The organism is Lacrimispora amygdalina (assembly GCF_003432035.1).
In the GTDB taxonomy this organism is placed as follows: Bacteria; Bacillota; Clostridia; order Lachnospirales; family Lachnospiraceae; genus Lacrimispora; species Lacrimispora amygdalina.
Map to the genome: position 1 here is coordinate 24,591 of NZ_QOHO01000114.1, position 10,265 is coordinate 34,855.

10 protein-coding genes are annotated in these 10,265 nt (G+C 44.7%); 9 read left to right on the forward strand and 1 reads right to left on the reverse strand.

Annotation, left to right across the window (positions count from 1 at the left end; translation table 11 throughout):
- Positions 1 to 3 precede the first annotated feature (3 nt).
- From fabD to DS742_RS27010, 9 genes are all read left to right on the forward strand, one after another.
- A complete protein-coding gene (gene fabD / locus DS742_RS26970; protein WP_117419999.1) occupies positions 4 to 921 on the forward strand; it encodes an ACP S-malonyltransferase in 918 nt (305 codons plus the stop codon).
- Between the two features lie 16 nt (positions 922 to 937).
- Positions 938 to 1,678, forward strand: coding sequence for a 3-oxoacyl-[acyl-carrier-protein] reductase (gene fabG, locus DS742_RS26975; protein ID WP_117420000.1), 741 nt, complete (start codon positions 938 to 940; stop codon positions 1,676 to 1,678).
- Between the two features lie 16 nt (positions 1,679 to 1,694).
- The gene (fabF, locus tag DS742_RS26980; RefSeq protein WP_117420001.1) at positions 1,695 to 2,933 is read left to right on the forward strand and encodes a beta-ketoacyl-ACP synthase II; all 1,239 of its coding nucleotides are present in this window, start codon (positions 1,695 to 1,697) and stop codon (positions 2,931 to 2,933) included.
- A gap of 12 nt (positions 2,934 to 2,945) precedes the next feature.
- Positions 2,946 to 3,419 (forward strand): acetyl-CoA carboxylase biotin carboxyl carrier protein, encoded by a 474-nt coding sequence (accB, locus tag DS742_RS26985; protein ID WP_117420002.1) that lies wholly within the window; start codon positions 2,946 to 2,948, stop codon positions 3,417 to 3,419.
- Positions 3,420 to 3,480: 61 nt separating this feature from the next.
- The gene (gene fabZ / locus DS742_RS26990; RefSeq protein WP_170313614.1) at positions 3,481 to 3,906 is read left to right on the forward strand and encodes a 3-hydroxyacyl-ACP dehydratase FabZ; all 426 of its coding nucleotides are present in this window, start codon (positions 3,481 to 3,483) and stop codon (positions 3,904 to 3,906) included.
- 10 nt (positions 3,907 to 3,916) lie between these two features.
- Positions 3,917 to 5,269: an acetyl-CoA carboxylase biotin carboxylase subunit gene (locus DS742_RS26995; protein ID WP_117420004.1), complete on the forward strand. Its 1,353-nt coding sequence runs from the start codon at positions 3,917 to 3,919 to the stop codon at positions 5,267 to 5,269.
- 21 nt (positions 5,270 to 5,290) lie between these two features.
- Entirely contained in the window at positions 5,291 to 7,015 is a 1,725-nt protein-coding gene (locus DS742_RS27000) for an acetyl-CoA carboxylase carboxyltransferase subunit alpha (RefSeq protein ID WP_117420005.1), read from the forward strand.
- A complete protein-coding gene (locus tag DS742_RS27005) occupies positions 7,015 to 8,136 on the forward strand; it encodes an NAD(P)H-dependent flavin oxidoreductase (RefSeq protein ID WP_117420006.1) in 1,122 nt (373 codons plus the stop codon). Before DS742_RS27000 ends, DS742_RS27005 begins: the two co-directional genes overlap by 1 nt.
- A gap of 112 nt (positions 8,137 to 8,248) precedes the next feature.
- Positions 8,249 to 8,866 (forward strand): nucleoside recognition domain-containing protein, encoded by a 618-nt coding sequence (locus DS742_RS27010; RefSeq protein ID WP_117420007.1) that lies wholly within the window; start codon positions 8,249 to 8,251, stop codon positions 8,864 to 8,866.
- 61 nt (positions 8,867 to 8,927) lie between these two features.
- Here DS742_RS27010 and DS742_RS27015 read toward each other — a convergent pair whose 3' ends face one another.
- A complete protein-coding gene (locus DS742_RS27015) occupies positions 8,928 to 9,950 on the reverse strand; it encodes a right-handed parallel beta-helix repeat-containing protein (protein WP_117420008.1) in 1,023 nt (340 codons plus the stop codon).
- Positions 9,951 to 10,265 lie beyond the last annotated feature (315 nt).

A 10,265-nucleotide genomic window follows, 5' to 3' on the forward strand; every position in this document is an offset into this window, starting at 1 on the left:
ACTATGAGCAAGATCGCATTTATTTTCCCAGGCCAGGGCGCGCAGTACTGCGGAATGGGCCAGGATTTTTATGAGCAGACAGCAATTGGAAAAGAAATCTATGATATGGCTTCCGGACTTCTTGGTTTTTCCCTGCCGGAACTCTGCTTTGAGAAGAATGACCGTCTGGACATTACAGAATATACGCAGGCAGCCATGGTGACGACAGGGATCGCCATGATGAGGGTGCTGGAAGAAAAAACAGGGATCAGACCGGATGTGACGGCTGGTTTAAGCCTGGGAGAATATTGCGCGCTTGCAGCAGCAGGTGTGATGAGTGATCCGGATGCTATTTTAACAGTCAGACAGAGAGGAATCCTTATGCAGGAAGCTGTTCCTGCGGGATTGGGAGCGATGTCGGCCGTTCTTTCTCTGGATGCTGCTGAAATCGAAGAGGTTTTAAGCCGGATTGAAGGAGTTCAGATCGCAAATTATAACTGCCCGGGGCAGATTGTTATATCAGGAAAGAAAGAAGCGGTTGAGGAAGCCGGTGAGAAGCTTCTGGCAGCAGGAGCGAAGAGAGTCATTGGCTTAAATGTCAGTGGACCTTTCCATTCCGCGATGCTGACTGGTGCCGGTGAAAAACTGGGAATCGTCCTTGAGAACATAGAAATTCATAAGCCTGTGATCCCTTATGTGGCAAATGTAACAGCCGCTTATGTAACAGAGGCAGATGAGGTAAAGCCTTTATTAATCCGACAGGTATCTTCTTCCGTACGTTTCCAGCAGAGTGTGGAAACCATGATCAAGGACGGAGTGGATACGTTTATAGAAATCGGACCTGGAAAAACCCTTGCAGGGTTTATTAAGAAGATAACGAGAGATGCAAAAGTCTTTAATATAGAAAAACTGGAAGATTTGGATAAATTAGCAGGAATTTAACGGGGAGGTGACAGATATGTTAGATGGAAAAATAGCGGTGGTTACTGGTGCCAGCAGAGGAATCGGAAGAGCAGTCGCATTAAGGCTGGGACTGGAAGGAGCCACTGTAATTGTCAATTATAATGGTTCGGAAGAAAAAGCACTTCAGGTAGTAAAAGAGATTGAAGAAAATGGTGGTAAAGCAGAAGCAATTGCCTGCAATGTATCGGATTATGAAGCTTCAGGTGCTTTTCTTGACGGAGTAATAAAGAAATACGGAAAGCTTGATATTCTTGTAAATAACGCAGGCATTACCAGAGATAATCTTCTTATGAAAATGTCGGAGGATGAGTTTGATGCAGTTATCAGTACGAACTTAAAAGGGGTATTTAACTGTATGAAACATGTTTCCCGTCAGATGATTAAGCAGAAGGGCGGAAGAATCATCAACATCTCTTCTGTTTCAGGAATTCTTGGGAATGCAGGTCAGGCCAATTACTGCGCAGCTAAGGCTGGAGTTATCGGCATGACGAAATCATTTGCAAGAGAAGCTGCAACCAGAGGAATAACAGTAAATGCCATAGCACCCGGCTATATACAGACAGATATGACGGATGTGCTGTCTGATTCTGTTAAGGAAGCCTCTTTAGACCAGATCCCAATGAAACGTTTTGGAACGCCGGAAGATGTTGCGGATGCGGCTGTATTTCTTGCATCAGACCAGGCTGGTTATATCACAGGGCAGGTCATCAGTGTGGATGGCGGAATGGCTATGTAAAAAGGAGAATAACGGTATGAATAGAAGAGTGGTAGTAACCGGTATGGGAGCAATAACTCCTATTGGAAATGATGTAGAAAGTTTCTGGAATGGACTGAAAGAAAAAAAGGTGGGAATCGCACCCATTACACAGTTTGATACAACGGATTTTAAGGCGACACTGGCTGCAGAGGTAAAGGATTTCGATCCTAAGAATTACATGGATATAAAAGCAGCCAAGCGCATGGAGCGTTTTGCGCAGTTTGCGGTTGCAGCTACAAAGGAAGCTCTTGAAATGTCAGGAATAGATATGGAAAAAGAAGATCCTTATCGCGTGGGCGTTAGTGTGGGTTCCGGGATTGGAAGCCTGCAGGCCGTAGAGCGGGAACATAAAAAGCTTTTGGAGAAAGGTCCGGGCAGAGTCAATCCTCTTTTGGTTCCCTTGATGATATCCAACATGGCAGCGGGAAATGTGGGGATTCAGTTCGGATTAAAGGGCAAGTGCATCAATGTGGTTACGGCCTGTGCCACGGGAACCCATTCCATAGGAGAGGCGTTCCGGTCCATCCAGTATGGGGAAGCGGATGTGATGGTGGCAGGAGGTGCGGAAGCCAGCGTTACGCCGATCGGTGTAGCCGGATTTTCGGCTCTTACTGCACTTACTACTTCAGATGATCCGCTCCGTGCTTCCATCCCATTTGATAAGGACAGAAGCGGCTTTGTTATGGGGGAAGGTGCAGGCGTTGTTGTATTAGAAGAACTGGAACATGCGCTTTCCAGAAATGCCGTTATCTACGGGGAAGTAGTTGGCTACGGGTCAACCTGTGATGCATACCATATTACCTCTCCTGCTGAGGACGGAAGCGGTGCTGCAAGAGCGATGACAGAGGCTATAAAAGATGCCGGTATTACAGCCAGAGAACTGGACTATGTCAATGCTCATGGAACCAGCACGCATCACAACGACTTATTTGAAACCATGGCGATCAAAACTGCTTTAGGCGATCATGCAGAAAAGGTTAAAATCAATTCTACAAAATCCATGGTCGGACACCTTCTCGGCGCGGCCGGGGGCGTGGAATTCATTGCCTGTGTAAAAACCATACAGGATGGATTTGTTCATGCCACTGCCGGTCTGGTAGAAGAAGGAGAAGGCTGTGATTTAAACTATACAAAGGGTGAGGGAGTTTCCTGTGATGTGACTTATGCCATCAGCAATTCCCTGGGCTTTGGTGGTCATAATGCCAGCATTCTTGTAAAGAAGTTTGAACAGTAGGAGGCAGTCATAATGGAAATAAATGATGTGATCAGACTGATGCAGGCCGTTTCAGAACAGGGCCTCACCGGTTTTAAGCTGGAAGATGGAGACTTTAAGTTATCCATTAAGAAAGAAAAGCAGATGGTTATTGCCACAGAAGGGGATTATGTTCAGAGAAGTCTGGAAATGCCTGCATATGCCGGACAGGAAACGAAAGCACCGGTAATGGAGGAGGGAGCGGACACTGTGAAGGCGGAAGCGCTCTCTACCGATAAGATTGTATCATCTCCTCTGGTAGGAACCTTTTACAATTCTTCTTCACCGGACAGTATGCCGTTTGTTAAGGCAGGAGATACCGTTAAGAAGGGGCAGACACTTGGTATCATCGAAGCCATGAAGCTGATGAATGAGATTGAATGTGAATACGATGGTGTGGTAGAAGCCGTTCTGGTTGGAAATGAAGATGTGGTGGAATACGGTCAGCCTCTGTTCCGTATCCGGTAGGTTATTGTAAAATCTAAGAGAGGTCCAGGGTCGGACCTCTCTTTTAAAATAAGGAGAGAGCATGATGTTAGGTATAAAAGAAATTCAGGAAATTATTCCTCACAGACACCCGTTTTTGCTGGTAGACTGTATTGAAGAGCTGGAGCCCGGGGTAAGGGCTGTCGGGTATAAATGTGTCACTTATGATGAATCCTTCTTCCGGGGACATTTTCCTGAGGAACCGGTTATGCCGGGTGTTTTAATCATTGAGGCTCTGGCTCAGGTTGGGGCGGCTGCAATATTAAGCATGGAAGAGAATAAGGGAAAGATCGCTTATTTCGGAGGCATTGATAAGGCTAAATTTAAAAAGAAGGTAATTCCAGGAAGCAAGTTAAAACTGGAATGTGAAATTATAAAAAGAAAGGGTCCGGTAGGAGTTGGGAAAGCGGTTGCCACCGTAGATGGCAAAATCGCTGCCAGCGCAGAACTGACATTTATGATTGGATAGGTGGAGATCGATGTTTGATAAGATTTTAATTGCCAACCGCGGTGAAATTGCGGTAAGAATCATAAGAGCATGCAGGGAAATGGGGATTAAAACGGTTGCCGTATATTCGGAAGCGGACCGGGAAAGCCTTCATACCCTTCTGGCGGATGAAGCCATCTGCATCGGTCCTGCACCGTCGACTCAGAGTTATTTAAATATGGAACGGATCCTTACAGCCACCGTTGCCATGAAAGCGGATGCAATTCATCCTGGGTTTGGATTTCTTTCTGAGAATGCAAGGTTTGCAGAACTCTGTGAAAAATGCAGCATCACCTTTATCGGACCTGACGCCGGAATCATCAATAAAATGGGAAATAAATCAGAAGCCAGAAAAACCATGATGGAAGCAGGAGTTCCGGTAGTGCCGGGCGGGAAAGAAGCCGTTCACCATGTAGAAGAAGCCAGGGAAATGGCAGAGCGGATCGGATTTCCTGTTATGATCAAGGCCTCATCAGGAGGCGGCGGTAAAGGAATGCGTATTTCAAGAAGTCTGGATGATTTTGATTCCAATTTTAAGAATGCCCAGATGGAATCGGTAAAAGGATTTTCCGATGATACCATGTACATTGAGAAATACATTGAAAAACCCAGACACATTGAGTTTCAGATACTCGCAGATCAGATGGGCAATGTGATCCATCTGGGAGAACGTGACTGTTCCATCCAGAGACGGCACCAGAAGGTTCTGGAGGAATCCCCTTCTGCAGCAATATCAGAAGAACTGCGCCACCAGATGGGAGAGGTTGCAGTCCGTGCTGCTAAGGCCGTTGGTTATGTAAATGCAGGAACCATTGAATTTTTGCTGGATAAAGATAAGAATTTCTATTTTATGGAAATGAATACAAGGATTCAGGTGGAGCATCCGGTTACGGAGATGGTAACCGGCCTGGATCTGATAAAGGAACAGATCCGGATTGCAGCAGGAGAACCGCTGAGTGTGGCACAGGATGATGTTAAAATCGCGGGTCATGCCATTGAATGCAGAATTAATGCCGAAAATCCGGCGAAAAATTTCATGCCATGTCCAGGTCTTATTAAAAACGTTCACGTGCCGGGAGGTAACGGAGTACGAATTGATACTCATATTTACAACGATTATAAGGTTCCGGCAAATTATGACTCCATGCTGATGAAGCTGGTGGTTCATGGGAAAGACCGAACGGAAGCGATTGCAAAGATGAGAAGCGCCCTTGGGGAACTGATTATCGAAGGAATAGAAACCAATGTTGATTTTCAGTTTGATATCTTGAGCCATGAAGCATATCGTGACGGTGATATAGATACAGACTTTATTCCTAAATTCTTCCCGGATTATGTCCGGTAAACAGGGAGAGGAGCAGATCTTATGTTAAGAGACATGTTTAAGAAAACTTATACCCTGATTGACAGCAAATACAGGACGGTGGAGAAAACCGGGGAACCCAATATTCCGGAAGGACTTTGGAAGAAGTGCAACAAATGCTGTCAGCCAATCTATGCGGAGGACGTAAGGAACAGTCATTACGTATGTCCGAAGTGCAAGGGATATTTCAGGGTTCACGCCTTTCAGAGAATCGAAATGACGGCAGATGCGGGAACCTTTGAAGAGTGGGATAAGGAGATTGAATTTGAGAATCCTCTTGATTTCCCCGGATATGAAAAAAAGATTGCGGCAGCCAGAGAAAAGACAGGACTTTCAGAGGCAATTGTAACCGGTGTCTGTGAAATTAACGGTCAGAAAGCGGTACTTGGTGTCTGTGATGCAGGCTTTATTATGAGCAGCATGGGGCATGCAGTAGGAGAAAAGATTGCCAGAGCTGTGGAGCGTGCGACGGAAGAAAAGCTTCCTGTTATTTTATTTGCCTGTTCCGGCGGAGCCAGAATGCAGGAGGGAATCGTGTCCTTAATGCAGATGGCAAAAACTTCGGCAGCATTAAAGCGCCACCATAAAGCCGGGCAGCTTTATGTTAGTGTTCTTACAGATCCCACAACGGGCGGTGTCACTGCAAGCTTTGCAATGCTTGGAGATATCATTCTTGCAGAGCCGGGAGCTTTAATTGGTTTTGCAGGTCCCCGGGTTATTGAGCAGACGATTGGTCAGAAACTGCCGGAAGGTTTCCAGAGGGCAGAATTTTTACTGGAACATGGCTTTGTTGATAAGATCGTTCCAAGAGAAGAGATGAAGGATACATTAACTGCTGTCTTAAAACTCCACAATCCCCACAATAAGGAAAGCTTTTGTGTGGATAACCAGGAAACAGATGAAAGCATCTGTGGAAAAAAGAACGGGTTCTGGTTTAAGAAGAATAAACGAAGCCCCTGGGATACTGTACAACTGTCAAGAAGTGCTGACCGTCCTGTAGCCTCCGATTATATTCATCAGCTCTTTGATGATTTTATGGAGTTTGCCGGAGACCGTTATTTTAAAGATGACGGAGCGATTATAGGCGGAATTGCATCCTTTCACGGGATGCCTGTTACAGTAATCGGTCAGGAAAAGGGTAAGAATACAAAGGATAACATCAGGCGGAATTTTGGTATGCCGTCACCGGAAGGATATAGAAAAGCCTTAAGGCTGATGAAGCAGGCGGAGAGTTTCAAACGTCCGGTCATCTGCTTTGTGGATACGCCTGGCGCGTTCTGCGGTCTCGAGGCAGAGGAGCGGGGACAGGGAGAAGCCATTGCCAGAAACTTATTTGAAATGGCAGACTTAACAGTACCGGTTCTTTCCATTGTGATCGGAGAGGGCGGAAGCGGAGGAGCTCTTGCCATGGCAGTGGGCAATGAAGTCTGGATGATGGAAAACTCCATTTATTCCATTCTTTCTCCGGAAGGCTTTGCCTCCATTCTGTATAAAGACAGCAAAAAAGCCAATGATGCAGCCAGAGTCATGAAGATCACCGCAAAGGACTTAATGGATCTTGGACTCATTGAGCGGGTAATACCGGAAGAAGAGCCTGCCTGTGCAGAAAATCTTCCGGAGATTGCGAAGGAAATGGACCGGGCCATGATAGAATTCTTTTCCGATTTCCTTACCATGACAGAAGAAGAACTTGCAAATCAAAGATATGATAGATTTAGGAGAATGTGATGGGAACATTAAAACCATTGGTAATAGGAGATCTGGTGGCAAAATATCCGGTAATTCAGGGTGGAATGGGAGTCGGAATCAGTCTTTCCTCTCTTGCGGGAGCTGTTGCAAAAGCAGGAGGAGTCGGTATCATTTCTACGGCACAGATTGGCTTTAAACAGCCTGATTTCCTTAAGAATCCCTTAGAGGCTAATTTGCGTGCTATCGGGGAGGAAATGAAAAAAGCCAGGGAAATCGCTCCTGATGGAATTATTGGCTTTAATATTATGGTTGCCACCAAAAATTATGCAAGCTATGTAAAAAAGGCGGTATTAGCAGGGGCTGATATAATCATCTCCGGAGCAGGGCTTCCCGTAAGTCTTCCGGAGTATGTGGCGGAAGCGGCAGAAGAAGCAGGAATTAAACTGAAAACAAAAATTGCCCCAATTGTCTCTACTGTGAAGTCCGCTATGGTTATCTGCAAAATGTGGGACCGCAAATTCCATCAGGCTCCGGATCTGGTTGTGGTGGAAGGACCCTTAGCCGGCGGACACCTGGGCTTTTCCAGAGATGATTTATCGGAACTGGGCGTTGATACCGAGGATGTGGAACACACCTTCCGTCAGGCGGATTATGACGAGGAGATAAGAGGTATTATCCGTCTTGTACGGGAATATGGGGAAAAGTATAATAAAGTGATACCGGTAGTAACTGCCGGAGGAATATACACCCATGAGGATGTAATGCATCAGATTGATCTGGGTGCTGACGGTGTTCAGGTTGCAACCAGGTTTGTGACAACTGAGGAATGTGATGCTCCCCAGGAGTTTAAAGATGCCTACATTCAGTCATCAAAGGAAGATATCGTCATTACGAAAAGCCCGGTAGGAATGCCGGGAAGAGCAATAAAAAATCCGTTTTTAAATCATGTAGCTGATACCCCGTTCCGGCTGGAGCACTGCTACGACTGTCTGGAGAAATGTGACAAAAAGACCATACCCTACTGCATTACCAAAGCACTGATTTCATCGGCAGAAGGAAGAACCGAAGAAGGTCTGGTATTTTGCGGAAGCAATGCTTTCCGGGCAGAGAAGATGGAAACGGTTGATGAAGTAATGAAGGATCTGGTTTTCGGAAAATAACAGAAGGCTGCAGGAGATATGTCCTGCGGCCTTTTTTGACGAAAAGATCATTTCATAATCTCTGCCTTTGCAGAATAGGATAAAAAGAAAACAATGAAATGTGGATTGACGGATGTTAAATTATCTCTGGGCATTTATGATATTGACAGGAGTCATCTGGGGAGCGCTTCATGGTAATTTAAGTGCTGTAACTGATGGCGCAATTACCTCTGCAAAGGAGGCGGTTATGCTGTGCATTACCATGCTTGGAATTATGTCTTTCTGGACCGGACTAATGGAAATTGGAAGAAAGTCGGGGCTTATTGAGCGGTTGTCTTCAAAAATGGGGCCAGTGCTTCATTTTCTGTTTCCCAAGATTCCTGATAAACATCCCTCTCTGGAATATATTTCTACCAATATTATTGCAAACATTCTGGGGCTGGGCTGGGCGGCTACGCCTGCCGGGCTGAAAGCCATGGAGTCTTTAAAAGATCTGGAGGAGACCAGGAGAAAGGATTATTCTCAGGGGAAGAAAACCTACAAACCGGTTTCGGAAGGAACAGCCAGTAATGAGATGTGTACTTTTATGATTATTAATATATCGTCACTCCAGCTGATTCCCGTCAATATGATCGCATACAGAAGCCAGTACGGCAGTCCGGATCCGACGGCGATTGTAGGGCCGGCTATCGCAGCAACGCTGTTCTCTACGGTAATAGGAGTGGTTTTGTGTAAGCTGCTTGACCGGTAAAAGCTGACATGACAAAAAACATGCCGGTTCTCCAATCAATGGGAGGACCGGCGTGTTGAATTTATTTTGTATTGAAAGAACAATTGACTACTGTAGCACCGACGATAACGTCTTTGCCGGCACCACCGCTTGAGATACAGTCTGAAAACTTATGAGTTCCTGATTTAGGAGCTTTTGGGAAGTAGAAATTAACATTGTTATTCTTTCCTGTGCAATTTTTGAGGGTGATAAAACCGGTGTTATTATTCTGGTCATACCCTCTTTTTTTGTTGCCAATGGCAATACAGCCTTCCAGATAATGGTTATCGCTGGTATAATTTCCCCCTACTTTAAACCCTTGTCCGTTTCCATCGCCTTTTCCATTGTAAGAAGCCTCGCAGTTGTATAATTTAACTGCATTACCGGCGGAATAGAAATCAAATCCGTCATCAGAGTTGTTAAGTGCGATACAGTTTCTGAATACGTTACCGCTTCCGATGCTTAATTTAGCAGCAAAACCATCTGCATTCTCACCATTAGTCTTGGAATCGTAGTTATAGGTAGAGGTGACTCTGGTTATCTCATTATTGAAGGCGCCATTACTCATCTGAAGACCGGTGTCACCGCATTTTGTAATGAAGCAGTCCAGTATCCGGTTATTGCCGCCGCTTATATGAATTCCGTTATCTCCTGCATTCTGTATGGTAAGACCGGATATAACCCAGTAGTTTCCTGAAATCTGGAACCCTCTTGAACTGTCGGCATATGGCTGGCTGGAGAAATCAACTACGGGTTTGTGGCCGCTGTAATTCATTATTCTGATGGGCGAGCCGGAGGTACCGCTCTTGCTTAATTTGTATGTAACTGATGATTTGTAGGTGCCGTTCATTAAATAAATGGTGGTGCCTGCTGATGCATTGCCCAGCGCTTTATCAATTGTCTTATAAGGCTTGTCTTTTGACTGTCCGTTATTGGAGTCGCTGCCGTTTACCGAAACATAGTACTCGTTTGAAGCACCATGTGCAGGTGTGGGACTGATGATACATAAACTGGTAACCATAAAGCAGGTCGTGATGATACTGATGATTCTTTTTCCATTTCTCATATTTTATCCCCTTTCTTTCTATCTGGATTCCGGATCAGTTATTTGATCCGGTTTTTCCAGACCTATAATTAGATACTAAAATAGTAAAAATGCTTTGTCAATAAAAAAGAAGGGGATTTTCAGATTATTCCAAAATGTCATAAATAATACTATAATTAGCAAAAAAATAATGAATTAAATATGTAAAATTAAAAAGTAACTGTGCAGCTTATTTAATCAAGTACTTCAAAAATCATTATTATAATTTCATCAATTTTTTGAAAAAAAGATTTAAAACAATAAACAACATACCAATTGGTATGATCTATGTATTAA

Bases quoted from the DNA above. Each gene is read 5' to 3' on its own strand.
- accB (WP_117420002.1), top strand. From the start codon at position 2,946: ATGGAAATAAATGATGTGATCAGACTGATGCAGGCCGTTTCAGAACAG.
- fabD (WP_117419999.1), top strand. From the start codon at position 4: ATGAGCAAGATCGCATTTATTTTCCCAGGCCAGGGCGCGCAGTACTGC.
- DS742_RS27015 (WP_117420008.1), bottom strand. From the start codon at position 9,950: ATGAGAAATGGAAAAAGAATCATCAGTATCATCACGACCTGCTTTATG.
- DS742_RS26995 (WP_117420004.1), top strand. From the start codon at position 3,917: ATGTTTGATAAGATTTTAATTGCCAACCGCGGTGAAATTGCGGTAAGA.
- fabZ (WP_170313614.1), top strand. From the start codon at position 3,481: ATGATGTTAGGTATAAAAGAAATTCAGGAAATTATTCCTCACAGACAC.
- DS742_RS27005 (WP_117420006.1), top strand. From the start codon at position 7,015: ATGGGAACATTAAAACCATTGGTAATAGGAGATCTGGTGGCAAAATAT.
- DS742_RS27010 (WP_117420007.1), top strand. From the start codon at position 8,249: ATGTTAAATTATCTCTGGGCATTTATGATATTGACAGGAGTCATCTGG.
- fabG (WP_117420000.1), top strand. From the start codon at position 938: ATGTTAGATGGAAAAATAGCGGTGGTTACTGGTGCCAGCAGAGGAATC.
- fabF (WP_117420001.1), top strand. From the start codon at position 1,695: ATGAATAGAAGAGTGGTAGTAACCGGTATGGGAGCAATAACTCCTATT.
- DS742_RS27000 (WP_117420005.1), top strand. From the start codon at position 5,291: ATGTTAAGAGACATGTTTAAGAAAACTTATACCCTGATTGACAGCAAA.